General features: G+C 60.0%; 15 protein-coding genes. 8 read left to right on the forward strand and 7 right to left on the reverse strand.

Annotated elements, in window-relative coordinates:
* Window positions 1-10: 10 nt before the first annotated feature.
* From V5B59_RS16750 to V5B59_RS16775, 6 genes are all read left to right on the forward strand, one after another.
* Window positions 11-481 carry a F0F1 ATP synthase subunit B gene (locus tag V5B59_RS16750; RefSeq protein WP_169070457.1) on the forward strand — a complete coding sequence of 157 codons (471 nt, stop codon included), beginning with the start codon at window positions 11-13 and terminating at the stop codon, window positions 479-481.
* A gap of 4 nt (window positions 482-485) precedes the next feature.
* The gene (locus V5B59_RS16755) at window positions 486-1,022 is read left to right on the forward strand and encodes a F0F1 ATP synthase subunit delta (RefSeq protein WP_169070456.1); all 537 of its coding nucleotides are present in this window, start codon (window positions 486-488) and stop codon (window positions 1,020-1,022) included.
* 10 nt (window positions 1,023-1,032) lie between these two features.
* Window positions 1,033-2,571, forward strand: coding sequence for a F0F1 ATP synthase subunit alpha (atpA, locus tag V5B59_RS16760; RefSeq protein WP_169070455.1), 1,539 nt, complete (start codon window positions 1,033-1,035; stop codon window positions 2,569-2,571).
* Between the two features lie 18 nt (window positions 2,572-2,589).
* Window positions 2,590-3,453 (forward strand): F0F1 ATP synthase subunit gamma, encoded by an 864-nt coding sequence (atpG, locus tag V5B59_RS16765; RefSeq protein ID WP_169070454.1) that lies wholly within the window; start codon window positions 2,590-2,592, stop codon window positions 3,451-3,453.
* A 37-nt stretch (window positions 3,454-3,490) separates the two neighbouring features.
* Window positions 3,491-4,891 (forward strand): F0F1 ATP synthase subunit beta, encoded by a 1,401-nt coding sequence (gene atpD, locus V5B59_RS16770; RefSeq protein ID WP_169070453.1) that lies wholly within the window; start codon window positions 3,491-3,493, stop codon window positions 4,889-4,891.
* Window positions 4,892-4,959: 68 nt separating this feature from the next.
* Window positions 4,960-5,382 (forward strand): F0F1 ATP synthase subunit epsilon, encoded by a 423-nt coding sequence (locus V5B59_RS16775; RefSeq protein WP_034916659.1) that lies wholly within the window; start codon window positions 4,960-4,962, stop codon window positions 5,380-5,382.
* An 88-nt stretch (window positions 5,383-5,470) separates the two neighbouring features.
* Here the strand turns inward: V5B59_RS16775 and V5B59_RS16780 are convergent, their stop codons facing one another.
* The 7 genes from V5B59_RS16780 to V5B59_RS16810 all read right to left on the reverse strand — a co-directional run bounded on the left by V5B59_RS16780 (window position 5,471) and on the right by V5B59_RS16810 (window position 14,366).
* The gene (locus tag V5B59_RS16780) at window positions 5,471-6,043 is read right to left on the reverse strand and encodes a ubiquinone biosynthesis accessory factor UbiJ (RefSeq protein ID WP_169070452.1); all 573 of its coding nucleotides are present in this window, start codon (window positions 6,041-6,043) and stop codon (window positions 5,471-5,473) included.
* 7 nt (window positions 6,044-6,050) lie between these two features.
* Entirely contained in the window at window positions 6,051-6,929 is an 879-nt protein-coding gene (locus V5B59_RS16785) for a Tim44 domain-containing protein (protein ID WP_169070451.1), read from the reverse strand.
* A gap of 16 nt (window positions 6,930-6,945) precedes the next feature.
* A complete protein-coding gene (ubiE, locus tag V5B59_RS16790) occupies window positions 6,946-7,686 on the reverse strand; it encodes a bifunctional demethylmenaquinone methyltransferase/2-methoxy-6-polyprenyl-1,4-benzoquinol methylase UbiE (RefSeq protein ID WP_034916672.1) in 741 nt (246 codons plus the stop codon).
* Between the two features lie 30 nt (window positions 7,687-7,716).
* Window positions 7,717-8,142, reverse strand: a complete 426-nt coding sequence (locus tag V5B59_RS16795; protein WP_169070450.1) for a gamma-butyrobetaine hydroxylase-like domain-containing protein — start codon at window positions 8,140-8,142, stop codon at window positions 7,717-7,719.
* Between the two features lie 99 nt (window positions 8,143-8,241).
* Window positions 8,242-9,846 carry a hypothetical protein gene (locus V5B59_RS16800; RefSeq protein WP_169070449.1) on the reverse strand — a complete coding sequence of 535 codons (1,605 nt, stop codon included), beginning with the start codon at window positions 9,844-9,846 and terminating at the stop codon, window positions 8,242-8,244.
* A 19-nt stretch (window positions 9,847-9,865) separates the two neighbouring features.
* Entirely contained in the window at window positions 9,866-10,297 is a 432-nt protein-coding gene (locus V5B59_RS16805) for an HIT family protein (RefSeq protein ID WP_308240111.1), read from the reverse strand.
* Between the two features lie 193 nt (window positions 10,298-10,490).
* Window positions 10,491-14,366, reverse strand: coding sequence for a DUF3683 domain-containing protein (locus tag V5B59_RS16810; protein WP_169070448.1), 3,876 nt, complete (start codon window positions 14,364-14,366; stop codon window positions 10,491-10,493).
* Window positions 14,367-14,469: 103 nt separating this feature from the next.
* Here V5B59_RS16810 and ilvA point away from each other — a divergent pair, with 103 nt between their 5' ends.
* Window positions 14,470-15,981: a threonine ammonia-lyase, biosynthetic gene (ilvA, locus tag V5B59_RS16815; protein ID WP_169070447.1), complete on the forward strand. Its 1,512-nt coding sequence runs from the start codon at window positions 14,470-14,472 to the stop codon at window positions 15,979-15,981.
* A gap of 30 nt (window positions 15,982-16,011) precedes the next feature.
* Window positions 16,012-16,944: a cysteine synthase A gene (cysK, locus tag V5B59_RS16820; RefSeq protein WP_169070482.1), complete on the forward strand. Its 933-nt coding sequence runs from the start codon at window positions 16,012-16,014 to the stop codon at window positions 16,942-16,944.
* Window positions 16,945-16,946 lie beyond the last annotated feature (2 nt).

Consider the following 16,946-nt stretch of genomic DNA (forward strand, 5'->3'; position numbering starts at 1 on the left):
GGAGGTTAGCGTGAATATCAACGCAACGTTGATTGGCGAAGCGATCTGGTTTGGCGTCTTCATCTGGATCACCATGAAATACGTCTGGCCACCGCTGGCCAAGGCCATGGCTGATCGCCAAAAACTGATCGCTGACGGGCTTGCCGCTGGCGAGCGCGGGAAGCATGAACTGGAGCTTGCCGGCAAACGTTCCGCAGATGCCCTGCGCGACGCCAAGGCAAAGGCTGCCGAAATCATTGCTGCTGCCGAAAAGCGCGGCGCACAGATGGTCGAAGAGGCGAAGCTGGTGGCCAAGGTGGAAGCCGACAAGGTGGTCGCGTCGGGCAGGGCCGAGATTGCCCAGCAAGTGGAGCAAGCCAGGGCCGAGCTGCGTGGCCGTGTCGCCGACCTTGCCGTCGCCGGTGCCGAGCGCATCCTGAAGCGCGAGGTCGATGCCAGGGCGCATGCCGAAATGCTGGTCGCGCTCAAGCAGGAACTCTAACATCATGGCTGAACTCGTTACCATCGCGCGCCCTTACGCTGAAGCGGTTTTTCGCATCGCACTGGAAAACAAGGCGCTTGCGGCCTGGTCCGAGCGCTTGTCGCTACTTTCTGCCATCGCCACGGACGAGCAGATGCGTTCCTGCATCGGCAACCCCGAGCTGTCCGCCACGCAGAAGAGTGCGCTCTTCAAGTCGCTGGTTGGCAAGGCGCTGGAAGGCGGCGAGGCCAATCTGATCGAGGTCCTCGCCAGCAATGAGCGGCTTGCCGCCTTGCCGGAAATCGCCGGTCTCTTCGAGGAGCTGAAAGCTGCCCAGGAAGGCGTCAGGGAAGCCACGATCTACAGCGCCTTTCCTGTTGACGATGCGCAGCGCAAGGCGCTGATCGAGGACCTGGAAGCGCGCTTCAAGACCCGGCTGACTGCCGAAGTGGTCGTCGATCAATCGCTGATCGGCGGCGTCAAGATTGTGGTTGGCGACCAGGTTCTCGATACCTCCGTACGCGGAAAATTGGAGAGCCTGCGGTTGGCGCTCAAGAACTAGGAGAATTTCCATGCAGTTGAATCCTTCCGAAATCAGCGAACTGATCAAGAGCAAGATCGAAAATCTTGCAATCAGCGCCGATCTGCGCACCCAGGGCACCGTCGTTTCGGTGACCGATGGTATCTGCCGTGTTTACGGCCTGACCGACGTCATGCAGGGAGAAATGCTCGAGTTTCCGGGCAATACTTTCGGCATGGCCCTGAACCTTGACCGCGACTCGGTTGGCGCGGTGGTTCTCGGTGAATACGAGCAAATCAGCGAAGGCGATACCGTCCAGACCACCGGTCGCATTCTCGAGGTTCCGGTGGGTCCGGAGCTTCTCGGCCGGGTGGTGAATTCACTGGGCCAGCCGATCGACGGCAAAGGTCCCGTAAACAACAAGCTGACCGACAAGATCGAAAAAGTCGCACCTGGGGTCATCTGGCGCAAGTCGGTTTCACAGCCAGTCCAGACGGGGCTCAAATCGATCGATGCAATGGTGCCAATCGGGCGCGGTCAGCGCGAGTTGATCATTGGCGACCGGCAGACCGGCAAGACCGCGGTGGCCGTAGACACGATCATCAACCAGAAAGGCCAGAACCTGATCTGCATCTACGTCGCGATCGGTCAAAAAGCTTCAACGGTGGCCAACGTCGTACGCAAGCTCGAAGAAAACGGCGCGATGGAATATACCATCATCGTTGCCGCTACTGCTTCCGAATCTGCTGCCTTGCAGTACATCGCTCCCTACTCTGGTTGCACCATGGGCGAGTACTTCCGTGACCGCGGACAGGACGCGCTCATCATCTATGACGATTTGACCAAGCAGGCGTGGGCTTACCGTCAGGTTTCCCTGCTTCTGCGCCGCCCACCAGGACGTGAAGCCTACCCCGGCGACGTGTTCTACCTGCACTCCCGTCTGCTTGAGCGCGCAGCCCGTGTTTCCGAAGAATGGGTTGAGAAGTTTACCAATGGTGAAGTGAAGGGCAAGACCGGATCGCTGACGGCCTTGCCGGTCATCGAGACACAGGCGGGTGACGTCTCTGCCTTCGTTCCGACCAACGTCATCTCGATTACCGACGGCCAGATCTTCCTGGACACCGATCTCTTCAATGCCGGCGTCCGGCCGGCCATCGATGCCGGTATCTCGGTTTCGCGCGTCGGTGGTGCGGCCCAGACCAAGGTCATCAAAAAACTTGGCGGTGGTGTCCGTCTGGCGCTTGCCCAGTATCGTGAACTGGCAGCCTTTGCGCAGTTTGCCTCGGATCTCGACGAAGCGACCCGCAAGCAGCTGGACCGTGGCCGTTTGGTCACCGAACTGATGAAACAGCCGCAGTATTCGCCCTTGTCCATTTCCGAGATGGCGATTACCCTGCAAGCGGTGAACAAGGGTCTTTTCGACGATGTTGAAGTGAAGAAGGCGCTTGCTACCGAGAAGCAGATGCACGGCTTCATCAAACAGAAGTACGCCGACCTCGTCACCAGGATCGAAACTACCAAGGATCTTGACGCTGATACTGAGCAGAAGCTCACCAAGGCGATTGAGGAATTCAAGGCCACGCTGGCCTGATCGATCGAGGAGATTGCCATGCCTAGCGGCAAGGAAATCCGAAACAAGATCAAGAGCGTAGAGAGTACGCGCAAGATCACCAAGGCCATGGAAATGGTGGCCGCATCGAAGATGCGCAAGGCGCAGGACAGGATGCGAGCTGCCCGTCCCTACGGTGAGAAGATTCGCCTGGTGGCCGGTAACCTCTCGCATGCCTTGACGGATTATCGCCATCCTTTTCTGACCGTACGCGAGCAGGTAAAGACTATAGGACTGATCACGGTCACCTCAGACAAGGGGCTCTGCGGTGGCCTGAACACCAACGTTCTGCGTCTTGCCCTGACGAAGATGAAGGAGTGGGACGCCGAAGGCAAGAAGCTTCGGGTGACCACAATTGGAAACAAGGGCCTGGGCTTCATGCAGCGCGCGGGCGCGAACATCGTCTCACAGCTCACCGGATTGGGGGATACGCCGCACCTGGAGAAGCTGATCGGTCCGGTCAAGGTTCAGCTTGACGCCTACATGAAGGGCGAAATCGACGTTCTCTACATCGCCTTTACCCGTTTCATCAATACGATGAAGCAGGAGCCGACTCTCTATCAGTTACTACCGCTCTCCGGGGATCTCGTAGGCGGCGAAAGCAATCGCTGGGACTACCTCTATGAGCCGGACGCCAAGGCGGTCATTGATGACCTGCTGGTGCGTTATGTGGAGGCGATGATTTACCAGTCGGTTGCCGAGAACATGGCTTCCGAGCAGAGTGCACGCATGGTCGCCATGAAATCGGCGTCGGATAACGCGAAGAATGTGATCGGCGAACTCAAGCTGGTTTACAACAAGGCTCGCCAGGCAGCGATCACCAAAGAGCTTTCGGAAATCGTTGGCGGCGCAGCGGCTGTCTGACCACGCGATAGTTGATTTATTGATTAGGGATACGACGATGAGTCAAGGAAACATTGTTCAGTGTATCGGCGCCGTGGTGGACATCCAGTTCCCGCGTGACGCCATGCCTCACATTTACAACGCACTCCAGCTCGACAAGGCCGAAGAATCGGAGATGTGCGAGGCCGACCTGATGTTCGAGGTTCAGCAGCAGCTGGGGGACGGCGTCGTGCGCACCATCGCCATGGGATCTTCCGACGGACTGCGGCGTGGCATGAAAGTCAACGACACAGGTGCGGGAATTTCGGTACCCGTCGGCAATGCGACGATTGGCCGCATCATGAACGTTCTCGGCAGGCCGATCGATGAGGCCGGACCGATTGCCACCGAGGAGCGGCGTGAGATTCACCAGCTCGCGCCGAAATTCGACGAGCTGTCGCCATCGGTGGATCTGCTGGAAACCGGGATCAAGGTGATCGACCTCGTCTGTCCTTTCGCCAAGGGCGGTAAAGTCGGTCTGTTCGGTGGTGCCGGTGTTGGCAAGACAGTGAACATGATGGAGCTGATCAACAACATCGCCAAACAGCACTCGGGACTTTCGGTGTTTGCCGGCGTCGGAGAGCGGACTCGTGAGGGCAACGACTTCTACCACGAGATGAAGGACTCCAACGTTCTCGACAAGGTCGCGATGGTCTTCGGTCAGATGAACGAACCACCGGGCAACCGCCTGCGCGTCGCATTGACCGGCCTGACCATGGCCGAGCGTTTTCGTGATGACGGTCGCGACATCCTGTTCTTCGTCGACAACATCTATCGCTACACGCTTGCCGGTACCGAAGTTTCGGCGCTGCTCGGCCGGATGCCGTCTGCCGTGGGCTATCAGCCGACTTTGGCAGAAGAAATGGGCCGTCTGCAGGAGCGTATCACCTCGACCAAGGTGGGCTCGATCACCTCGATCCAGGCCGTCTACGTGCCTGCCGACGACCTGACCGACCCGTCGCCGGCGACAACCTTCCTTCACCTCGATTCGACCGTGGTGCTGTCGCGTGACATCGCCTCGCTCGGCATCTATCCGGCCGTCGACCCGCTCGATTCCACTTCGCGGCAGCTCGATCCCCAGGTCGTCGGCGAAGAACACTACAACGTCGCCCGCGCAGTTCAGATGACTCTCCAGAAATACAAGGAGCTGCGCGATATCATCGCCATTCTCGGCATGGACGAGTTGTCACCGGAAGACAAACTTGCGGTTTATCGGGCCCGCAAGATTCAGCGCTTCCTGTCGCAGCCGTTCAACGTCGCAGAAGTCTTTACCGGCTCGCCGGGTAAGTACGTTCCACTCAAGGAAACGATCAAGGGCTTCAAAATGATCGTCGAGGGTGAATGCGACAATATTCCCGAGCAGGCGTTCTACATGGTTGGCGGCATCGAGGAAGTGTTCGAAAAGGCCAAGACACTCTAGTCTAGCAGGAGCAAATGTCGTTTCCGGGCGCCCTACGCGCCTGGGATACGGCCCAGCAAGGAAAAACCATGGCAATCAGAGTACATGTTGACGTCGTCAGCGCCGAGGAATTGATCTTTTCCGGCGAAACGGACTTCGCGGTCTTTCCGGGTGAGGCCGGCGAACTCGGAATCTATCCGCGGCACACGCCGCTGTTGACCCGCATCAGGCCGGGGACCGTTCGTCTGAAAGTTCCGGATCGCGACGAGTACGAAATGGTTTACGTCTCGGGCGGGATGTTGGAAGTGCAGCCAGCGTTGATTACGGTCCTGGCAGACACGGCGATCCGTGCGCACGACCTCGACGAAGCCAAGGCAATGGAATCCAAGCGTCGCGCCGAAGAAGCACTCAAGAATCGCTCTTCAGAGGTTGGGCTGGCTACCGCCGAAGCGGAGCTGGCGCAAGCGGTTGCTCAGTTGCAGGCAATCAAGAGACTACGCAAACGTCACTAAGTGACCCACTTGTGACTCGTGAAAAAAGCAGCCGGACGGCTGCTTTTTTTCTGTCCACGACCTGGAGCGCGGCCAGAGTATTCTAGTTCTAACCCAGTTCCACATGCGCCAGCCTTTTTTCCAGGCGCAAACAGTCATCATGCAACACGTCCACCTCCAGAGAAAACTTTTCGATTTCTCTGCGGCGCACGATGGCTGCGTCCTCTTCAGTCAGGTACTCGGACACACCGATCGCCAACCTCCTGGCAGCGACCAGCTGCCATTGTCCCAAATGCTTCGCAAACTGGAGGCTGCGACGAGCCAGCACATCGCCCAGCATTTGCGACAAATCATGCTCGATATCCCAGCGCAGGTTGCGAAAAACGAAGCCCAGGGTCTCTGCCAGATCCGCAGAGCCAGAAATGGTCGCTGAAGAGAGCAAAGAGGCCTTGTCGGTCAAGGCCAGCGCGGGCGCGTCACCGGGGAGAGTGATGCTGACCGTCGCCGGTGTGCCTGCTGCCCCGGCTTCGAGCAAGCCCTCATCGCCGATCCTGACCAGCAGGGTGCCGCTACCGAATTGCAGGAGAGCGGTTTTTCCAGCAAAGCCGATCAGTCGATCGCGCGCCCAGGCCTCTCCCCGCAACAGGTGATTGACGAGTGCGAGCGCAGGCCGGGCCAGCATAATTCGATCAGGACAGTTGCTGGATACCGGCGATAACCCAGCCCGTCGAACCGTCAAGGGCTTTCGTAAGGTTCCAGACCTCATCGAAAGGTGCAGCTACCGCACCCGCTTCTTCGCGGATCATGCCGTTGAAGCGCACGCTGGCGACGTGCCGGTTGGCATCGGTGACGACCTCCAGTAGCTCGGCGTTGAGCGTTACGACATCCGTTTGCTGCTGCGTTGCCTTCCCTCTTTCGTCGAACTGCAACTTGATTTCTGCAAACATCTCGGGAGTCACGAACTCTCGTATGTCGTCGAGATTTCCTGCGTCGTTGGCAGCCTGCAGGCGAATGAAATTCAGCCTGGCCACCCGCAGGAAGCCGTCCACGTCAAAGCCCGCCGGAATGTTGGCCGACGTCGGCGGGACAGAGCTGACCGGAGGCATGCCCACAGCCGGAAAGCCTTGCTGAGAGTGGCTCGGTAGCGTGGGCGGCATGCCTGCACCTGCCCCGGCATACTGTAGTGGTTGAGAATCCGGGAGCGTCCCCTTGCGACGAAACAGCAATTTGAAGACGAGAACCGCCCCCAGCAACAATAAGGCGATCATCAGGAAATTGGCCATGCCCTCACCCATACCGAAGTGAGATAAGAGTGCGGCAATGCCGAGGCCGGCTGCCAGACCCGCCAATGGACCCATCCAGTTACGCTTGGGTGCTGCTGCTGGTGCAGTCGCGGCAGCAGGTGCTGCCGGCGCTGCATTCTGAGGCGGCGTTGCCTGCCGCTGGGTCACGGTATCGCGCTGCATCCCGGTCGAACGGCCGCCCCCCAGTCTCTTCGCTTCAGCATCTCCGGCCGCAAGACCAAGGCTCAATACACCGACAGCCAGGGCCAACAGAATATTTTTCATCCGTTCATCTCTCCACTCAAAACTTGAAACCAAGGTGCAGGGCGACAACACCCAGCGCCAGATTGTAATATTCGACCTGCTCCAGTCCGGCTTGTTCCATCAACAACTTCAGCGCCTCCTGATCCGGATGCACGCGAATCGACTCTGCCAGGTAGCGGTAGCTCGCCTCGTCGTGGGTAATCATCTGCCCTAGACGCGGGATCACATGGAACGAATAAAAATCGTACGCGGCTGCCAGAGGTTTCCATATCTGCGAAAACTCGAGCACCAGCAAGCGCCCTCCCGGCCTGAGTACGCGTCGCATTTCGGCCAGCGCCTGAGGCTTGTGCGTCATGTTGCGCAGGCCAAAGGCAACCGACACACAATCGAAATAATCATCGGGAAATGGCAGCCTCTCGGCATCGCACTGTACAACCGGGACGATCAATCCCTGGTCGCAGAGTCGATCTCGACCGCGAGCCAGCATGGCGTTGTTGATGTCCGTGAGCCAGATCTGTCCTCGGCCGCCGAGCTTCCTGGCGAAAGCCAGTGCCAGGTCGCCGGTACCGCCAGCCACATCGAGCACACGCCAGCCTTCGCGAACGCCACTCTTGGCGATCGCAAACGCTTTCCAGAAGCGGTGGAGGCCGCCCGACATCAGATCATTCATCAGGTCGTAACGCTCTGCGACAGAGTCGAAGACCCCGGCAACATGACGTGCCTTTTCCTCTTCAGCGACTTCCTGATAGCCAAAGTGGGTCGTATTTCGCTCGTTCATCATGATATGGAGAGGATGAATCGGGTTGGATCAATGCTTGCCGCAAGCGCCGTGGGTCTTGATAGCGAGCGCAGGGATTTCCCTGGGGTCACGGCTGCCGTTTTCCTGCTGCAGGCGCTTCAGATACGCCTGCCATAGCTGGTCGCGATTGACGCCCAGATGGTAGAGCAGATCCCATGAGTACAGCCCGCTGTCGTGGCCGTCCGAAAATACCGGTCTGATGGCATAGTTGCCAACCGCCTCGATCCGGTCAATACCGACGTCGCGCTTGCCAACCTGCAGAACCTCCTGCCCTGGTCCATGACCGCGTGCCTCGGCAGAAGGCGTAAACACCCGCAGGAATTCGTAACTCAGTTCGAAATGTTCACCGCCCTCGAAGCTCAATTCAATGATGCGGGACTTCTGGTGCAGTTTGATCTCGGTGGGGGTCTTCGTGGTTTCGTCCAGGCCGGCCATGGGTGCCTCTGCGTTGATTTGACGACACATCATAACGCAAAATCACTTTGATCACCTCGGCAGCCTGCCATGCCGCGCAGTGCTCGGCGGCGGTCACCCTCAAACAACGATAAAACTCACCCTCTCAAAGTCTGCGCCATCCGCCACCAGGCGTTGTAACCTCACTTGCATCAGGTTTTCCGTGTAGACCTCCAGCAGGCGCTCCGGTCGATACCACCCTGGCGGGAGAATCAGTGTCTGCTCCGAGCCGATGGCCGGAACTGCCGGCAGCAGGAACGCCCGGTGATAGGGATCTTGACGCCCTGGCTCGTAGGTCAGTCCTCGAGCAGCTACCGCCTGTGGTTTGCCAGGCAGAGCGGCGATACCAGCAATCAGACTGCCCCCTTCTTCCTGCATCAGCCACGCCACCTGTGCCAGCAGATGCGAGTTGCCGTCATGCGGGCAGATGGACAGCAGCTGCCCCGGCTCGACTTTCTTGCCGACGACCGAGCGTAGCAGGCGAAAGCCATTCGCGCACTGGTCAAGCACTTCCCAGGTGTCGAAGCCAAAGCCAAGCTGTACCTGGCGAACCTCCAGCATCTGTGTCGGGTCAAGCATGTGGCGGAAGGCAAACAAACTTTCGAATTCCTGGCGAGAATAGATGCTGGCAACCTCCGGCTGCTGGAACTCCTTTCCGGAGATGTGGTAGTGCATTGCCGAAAACCCCGTAGAGACTTTGGAAGTACCTGATGCATTGTGGCGGCGAAACCTGCGTGCAGCGCGCAACATGCACCACGGTTTGTAGAGACGATTGAGCAGTCGATGACACTGCGCAGCAGTGCAATCTTCACCGAGGCCGAGCTGTGCTGGCGGGATTCGTTGCTGCAACTGCCTTTTCACCTGATTGAGCTGGCTCACCAGGCGAGAGGTGTCGAGGCGACGCAGATGTTCTCGTTGCAGGCACTCGCTAGACGCCCGCAAACCACAATCCTGCATCAGGTCGACGACGAAAGGAGGAAGCGGCTCATCCGCCACGGCCGGGTGCATCCCCACCAGCGGCGACCAATTGCTTACCCAGCGACGCACCAGGCTGATGTCAGCAATCGACAGGCTGTAAGGACTTGCCAATTCTGCAAGGAGCAGGCTGATATAAGCGGCAGTACAGTGGCTGCTGCGACCGAGGGAATCGAGAGAATCCGGGACTGGGAGGGTCGCAATGCCCCATTCTTCAGCACTGGCGTAATACCCATGCAGGTTCAGCCACACCCCTGCCGGCAGCTCTTGACGGGCGCGATGGTGCTCGATGATCACCATCCCCGTGTAGAAAATGCAGCGGTGCAGGATCAAGGCGAGTCGTTCGGCATGCACGTCGCTGTCGCTGTCCAGCATCTGCGCACAATGTGAGTAGGCGCGGGCTGCCTTCAGCCAGGTGGCAACGACCTGATGAAAAGTGCTCGCCTCGAAGTCGCCAAGTGGCAGTGCCTTGTTGATGTAGCAGCGGGCGAGTTCCTCCTCGATGAAACAGAGTGAAATACGCGTCTGTTCGAGTAGTTGCAGATACACTTCGCCTTGTGGTGGCGTTTGCAGCAGGCTGTCGAGAAAGTAGTTGATTTCGAGCGCCGCCTGCCGCGAATTGGCCAATGGAAGTCGCGAGAGAATCTGGAAACCGCTCTGCAGGTTGGAAATCTTCATGGGAACCGGGCGTTTGTCAAGAACTGCATTCATGATCTTCTCTGTCTACAGGCTACCGGGTACGCAGGGCGGCGATGATCTGCTCACCCAGTTGCTGGCTATTCACCATGGGTCCAAGATGGCTCTTCGGCCGTTGCGGCATTGCCCAGACGGGCTGGGGAAAATGCCTGTCGTCGCGCCAGCGTGGAATCAGGTGCCAATGAACGTGCGGCGTCTGGTTGCCCAGGCTCGCGAGATTGATCTTGTCCGGCTGGAACAAGGTGCGAACAGCGCTCTCCACGGCAAATAGCACGTTCATGATCTGCATCCTTTCCTTCTGAGGCAGGTCGGTCATCTCGTGCAGGTGCTGGTGCGGAATGATGCGGCAATAGCCTGGGTAATCCGGGTCGTCAACCATGACGACTCGACATAGGTCGCTTTCCCACACCACTTCGCCTTCCGGCGGTTCGCATAGTTCGCAATCCTCAAACTCGTACTCAAGCACTTGTGGTCTCCTTGCTGATCCCAGGGCGCCGATGCGCCATCCAGGGCTCAACAATAAGTCAGGGCGACGGCGAGCATAAGGAACTAGGTCACGGAAGGGGTCAGGGGTTGCAGGGGCAAGGGGGTGAGGCGGAGGGAAAGGCGCACAACTCCTCCCTCCTGAGCTGAGACGGGGGTCTTCCTAAAACCCAGAATTACAGCAGGACGCGTTCGATACCGCCGTGGTTGGCCCTGGCCACGTATTGCGCCATCCAGTCTTCACCAAGCAGCCGCCTGACCATTTCGACGACGATGTAGTCCGCCTGTGTGCCGGTGTCGTCGTGGTAGCGGGACAGGCCTTGAAGGCACGATGGGCAGGAGGTGAGCACCTTGATCTCGCCGGTGAAATCATCGGAGCGCAGTCGGCTGGCGCCTTTCTCGATCTCCTCCTGCTTGCGAAAGCGCACCTGCGTAGACACGTCGGGGCGCGTGACCGCCAGCGTTCCCGATTCGCCGCAACAGCGCTCGGAGAGATCGACCGGCTGTCCCATCAGCTTGTTGACCACCTTGATGCCCGGTATCGTCCGCATCGGTGCGTGGCAGGGGTCATGGTACATATAGCGGGTACCGCTGACCCCATCGACCCGGACGCCCTTCTCCAGCAAATATTCGTGGATGTCCAGCAGGCGGCAGCCGGGAAAGATCTGCTCGAAGTGGTATTTTTCGAGCTGGTCCATGCAGGTGCCACAGGAGACGATGACCGTCCGGATGTCGAGATAGTTGAGCGTGTTGGCGACACGGTGGAAAAGCACCCGGTTGTCGGTGGTGATCCGCTGCCCCTGGTCGGCCTCGCCGGCGGCCGTCTGGGGATAGCCGCAGCACAGGTAGCCCGGCGGCAGAACCGTTTGTGCGCCGATGTCGTAGAGGATCGCCTGGGTGGCCAGGGCGACCTGCGAGAACAGCCGCTCCGAGCCGCAACCCGGAAAGTAGAACACCGCGTCGCCATCGTAATCCGGTGCGCTGACCTTGATGGGGTCGCGAATGATTGGCACGACCTTGTCGTCTTCGATATCGAGCAGGGCGCGGGCAGTCCGTTTGGGCAGTCCGCCCGGCATGGGTTTGTTGATGAAGTGGATGACCTGTGCTCTGAGCGTTGGCGAACCCAGCGTCGCTGGCGGTTGCCGGGTCTGGCTCTGGAGCAGGTGCAAGGATCTCGCCAGTCGGTAGGCCAGACGCTGCGCTCGGTAGCCCCAGTCGATCATCAGCTTGCGGACCAGCTTGATCGTCGCCGGATCCTTGATCGTCAGAAAGGCCATCGCTGCGGCTTTCGCCGGAACGAACTTTTTCTTGCCCTGTTCACGCAGCAGATTGCGCATCCTGATCGAAACATTGCCGAAATCGATGTCGACCGGGCAGGGAGTGAGGCACTTGTGGCAGATCGTGCAGTGATCGGCGACGTCGTTGAACTCGTCGAAATGCCTGAGCGAGACGCCGCGGCGAGTCTGTTCCTCGTAAAGGAAGGCCTCGATCAGCAGGGAAGTGGCCAGGATCTTGTTGCGTGGCGAATAAAGCAGATTGGCGCGCGGTACATGCGTTGAACAGACTGGCTTGCACTTGCCACAGCGCAGGCAGTCCTTGACCATCGTCGAGATGTTGCCGATCTCCGATTGCTCCATGATCAGCGACTCGGTGCCGAGCAGCGAGAACGAGGGCGTGTAGGCCTTTGCCAGATCGGCACCGGGAAGCAGCTTGCCCTGGTTGAAACGGCCGTCCGGGTCGATCCTCGCCTTGTAAGCGCGAAACGGCCGGATCTCTTCCTCACTCAGGAACTCGAGTTTGGTGATGCCGATTCCATGCTCGCCCGAGACGACGCCGTCGAGCGCCCGTGCCAGCGCCATGATGCGCCCGACCACCGCATAAGCCGCCTGCAGCATTTCGTAATGGTCGGAGTTGACCGGGATGTTGGTATGCACATTGCCGTCACCGGCGTGCATGTGCAACGCGACAAACAGGCGGCTGCGCAGAACCTCCTGGTGGATGGCGACGATACGTTCGCGTACCGGTCGATAGACAAGGCCATCGAAAATCGCTTCGAGCTGCGGCTTGAGTTCGCTTTTCCACGCAACGCGCAGCGAGTAATCCTGCAGGCGATGGAAGAGCGTCGGCATGGCAGCGCGGTTTTTCAGCGCATCGACGTGGATGCCCAGGGCGGCAAACTGCGCCTCGGCCTGCGGCAGGGGTAGATCGAGATTTTCGAGCAGCCACTGCCAGCGTGTCTGCACGCTGGCGACAGCGTCCAGCGCTGCCATTCGCCGATCGCCGATCAGCAGTTCCCTGTCGAAGTCGGCGTCACCGCGATGCAGGGGCAGGTCGCCACGCAGGAATTCCGTCAGCGCAGCGCACAGCGACAGCTTGTTCCTGATCGACAACTCGATATTGATGCGCTCGACTCCATCGCAATACTCGCCCATGCGCGGCAGTGGAATCACCACGTCTTCGTTCAACTTGAAGGCATTGGTATGGCGCGAAATGGCTGCGGTGCGCGAGCGATCGAGCCAGAATTTCTTGCGCGTCTCGGCATCGACGGCGATGAACCCCTCGGCACCACGCAGATTGCACAGACGCACCACTTCCGACGCGGCCGTCATCACCGCCGTCTCATCGTCACCGACGATGTCGCCGATCAAAACCATTTTCGGACGGCCTGCGGTTTCCGCCTTGCGTTTGGCCTTGGTCGCATAGCCGACGGCCCGCAGATAGCGCTCGTCGAGGTGTTCGAGGCCGGCGAGCAGCACTCCGGCCGCCCTGCCGGCACCCCCTGGCTTGAAGTAATCGGTGATATCGACAATCGCCGGCACCGCCTCGCGCACCTGTCCGAAGAACTCCAGGCAGACGGTGCGCGTGTGCGCCGGCATCCGGTGCAGGATCCAGCGGGCAGCGACAATCAGGCCATCGGTCCCTTCTTTCTGGACACCCGGCAGACCGGCCAGGAACTTGTCGGTCACGTCCTTGCCGAGGCCGGCCTTACGAAAACGGACGCCCGGGATTTCCAGGATTTCCGGCGTTCCGTAGAGTGTCCTGCCGTCCTTGCGAAAGCGTCTGACCTCGAAGCGCGCCAGTTCCTGTTCGTGAATCTTGCCGAAGTTGTGGTGCACGCGTGTCACTTCCAGTACGTGACCGCTCGGGTCGATCATCTTCCACCACGCCAGGTTGTCGAGGGCAGTTCCCCAGAGCACGGCTTTCTTGCCGCCGGCGTTCATCGCGATGTTGCCACCGATGCACGAAGCTTCCGCCGATGTCGGGTCGACGGCAAAGACGCTTCCGGCCGCTGCTGCAGCCTCCGAAACGCGCGCCGTGACGACGCCGGCACCGGTACGGATGGTCGCCACAGGGCGGTCACAGCCTACCAGCAGCAGTTCTTCGACGGCGCCGATGTCGATCAGTTTCTCGGTGTTGATCACAACCGACAGCGCCGTCAACGGGATGGCGCCACCGGTATAGCCGGTGCCGCCGCCGCGCGGGATGATCGTCAGCCCGAGTTCGATGCAGTCACGCACCAACGGAGCCATCTCCTCCTCGCTGTCCGGGTAGAGGACGACGAAAGGGTACTCGATTCGCCAGTCGGTCGCGTCGGTCACGTGCGAGACGCGAGCCAGACCGTCGAAGGCGATGTTGTCGCGGCGCGTATGCCGGCTCAGCACTCTCCGGACCTGTGTACGCAGTCGGGCGGTATCGTCGAAATGCTGTGCAAAACGATTGACTGCCGCCTCGGCAGCCAGGATCAACTGCAGCACCTTGGCATTGCCCTGCCGCCGCTTGCCGATTTCACGCAGGCGGTGGCGCAGCGCCTCGACCAGGGCGGTGCGGCGCTCGCGGCTGGCAAGCAGGTCGTCTTCCAGGTAGGGGTTGCGCTGCACCACCCAGATGTCGCCGAGTACCTCATAGAGCATCCGCGCCGAGCGGCCGGTGACACGTTCGGCACGCAACTCGTCAAGCAGCGCCCAGTTTTCCGGCCCGAGCAGGCGAATGACGATCTCGCGGTCGGAGAACGAAGTGTAGTTGTAAGGGATCTCGCGCAGACGTGCGTTCATGGGTACTTCGCCGCCAAAGAGCGCATTCTAACTGTTTGCCCATCAAACGCCGTTTCTGCTGCTAGAATCGGGCGCTTAGCCCAAGGATCTCTTCTCTGCTGCCATGCCCACGGATTACCTCGAAAGAATTCTCAACGCGCAGGTCTATGACGTAGCGATTGAAACCCCACTTGACTTCGCACCCAGCCTATCGGCGCGTCTGGGCAACCGGATCCTGTTGAAGCGCGAAGACCTGCAGCCGGTTTTTTCCTTCAAGTTGCGCGGCGCTTACAACAAGATCGCCCATCTCTCGGCCGAGCGACTCAAGCGCGGCGTGATCTGCGCCTCTGCCGGCAACCATGCCCAGGGGGTGGCGCTGGCGGCAGCCAGGCTGGGCTGCCGGGCGGTGATCGTGATGCCGACGACGACGCCACTGATCAAGGTACAGGCGGTACAGGCGAGAGGTGCGGAAGTCGTGCTCGCCGGCGAGGGCTATGATGACGCCTACACCCACGCTCTGGAACTCGAGAAAAGCGAGAAGCTGAGCTTCGTGCACCCGTTCGACGATCCCGAAGTGATCGCCGGGCAGGGCACGATCGGCATGGAAATCCTGCGCCAGCATGCGAAGCCGATCCATGCCATATTCTGCTGCGTCGGTGGGGGTGGTCTGATTTCCGGTGTCGCGGCCTACATCAAGCGGGTCAGACCGGAAACCCGGATCATCGGAGTCGAAGCCGTCGACGCCGATGCCATGACGCGCTCGCTGAAAGCCGGCAAGCGCGTCCGGCTCGATCACGTCGGCCTGTTTGCCGATGGCGCGGCGGTCAAGTATGTCGGCGAGGAGACCTTCCGCCTCTGTCAGATGTACGTCGATGAAATGGTGCTGGTGGATACCGACGCGATTTGTGCGGCGATCAAGGACGTTTTCGAAGATACCCGTGCCGTGCTCGAGCCGGCCGGCGCTCTGGCAGTTGCCGGGGCCAAGGCCTATGCCAAGGCGCACAGACTGAAGGACAGGACGCTGATCGCAACGGCATCCGGCGCCAACATGAACTTCGACCGCCTGCGTTTTGTCGCCGAGCGTGCCGAGATCGGCGAGCAGCGCGAAGCCGTCTTTGCCGTGACCTTGCCGGAGAAGCCTGGCGCCTACAAGCGCTTCGTTGCGCTGATCGGTGCCCGCAACATCACCGAGTTCAACTACCGTTACAACGACCAGCGTGATGCGCATGTCTTTGTCGGCATACAGGTCGCATCGCGCGCCGAATCGGTGCGGCTGCTCGAACATCTGCGCAAGCACGACTATCCGACGCTCGACCTGACCGATGACGAAATGGCCAAGGGTCACATCCGTCATCTGGTTGGCGGGCACTCGCCACAAATCCAGCACGAGCTCCTCTACCGATTCGAGTTTCCCGAGCGCCCTGGCGCGCTGATGAACTTTCTCAATCGCATGAGCGCCGGCTGGAACATCAGCCTTTTCCATTATCGCAACCACGGCGCCGACTACGGTCGCGTGCTGGTCGGCATGCAGGTGCCACCGAGCGAGATGGGTGATTTCGAGGACTTCCTGGCGAAACTCGGCTACGCGTACTGGAACGAAAGCAATAACCCGGCGTACAAACTGTTTCTCGCCTAGTCCCATTTCAGAGGAGATTTCATCATGCCAATGCACATCGCCGACAAGGTCACCGACCTGATCGGCAACACGCCACTGCTCAGACTCAACCGTCTAGGTGCCGGAATTGACGGCACCGTCGTCGTCAAACTCGAGTTCTACAGTCCCGCGCACAGCGTCAAGGATCGTATCGCTGCAGCGATGATCGATGCAGCGCAGGCCGCCGGCAAGATCAGCTCGGAAACCATCGTTCTCGAGCCGACTTCGGGGAATACCGGTATCGGCCTGGCGATGGTCTGTGCGGCGCGCGGCATCCGATGCTGCTTCGTGATGCCGGAAACCATGAGCCGCGAACGCCGCCTGCTGCTCAAGGCCTATGGTGCCGAACTGGTGCTGACCCCCGGGCCCGATGGCATGGGTGGCGCGATCCGCCGCGCCGAGGAACTCGCTGCCGCCGATGCCCGTTATTTCATCCCGCAGCAATTCGAGAACCCTGCCAATCCGGCGATCCACCGCGCAACGACGGCGGAAGAGATCTGGCGCGATACCGACGGACAGGTCGACATCTTCGTCTCCGGCGTCGGCACCGGTGGCACCATTACCGGCGTCGGCGAAGTGCTCAAAGCCAGAAGACCTGGTGTGCAGGTCATCGCCGTCGAACCCGACGCGTCGCCGGTGCTCTCGGGCGGGGTCAAGGGACCGCATCCGATTCAGGGGATCGGCGCCGGTTTCGTCCCCAAGGTCCTGAACACTGCGATCTACGACGAAGTGCTGCGCGTCAAGGCCGACGATGCTTTTGACATCGCTCGCCGGATGGCGCGCGAAGAAGGGCTATTGGTGGGAATTTCCTCGGGCGCGGCCGTCTGGGCCGCCCTCGAAGTCGCGCGGCGGCCGGAAAATGCCGGCAAGCTGAGTGTGGTGATCATTCCCTCGTTCGGCGAACGCTACCTATCGACCGCACTCTACGCCCACCTCGAAGTCTGAAA

The sequence above is a fragment of the Candidatus Accumulibacter contiguus genome (genome assembly GCF_036625285.1).
GTDB classification, from domain to species: domain Bacteria; phylum Pseudomonadota; class Gammaproteobacteria; order Burkholderiales; family Rhodocyclaceae; genus Accumulibacter; species Accumulibacter contiguus.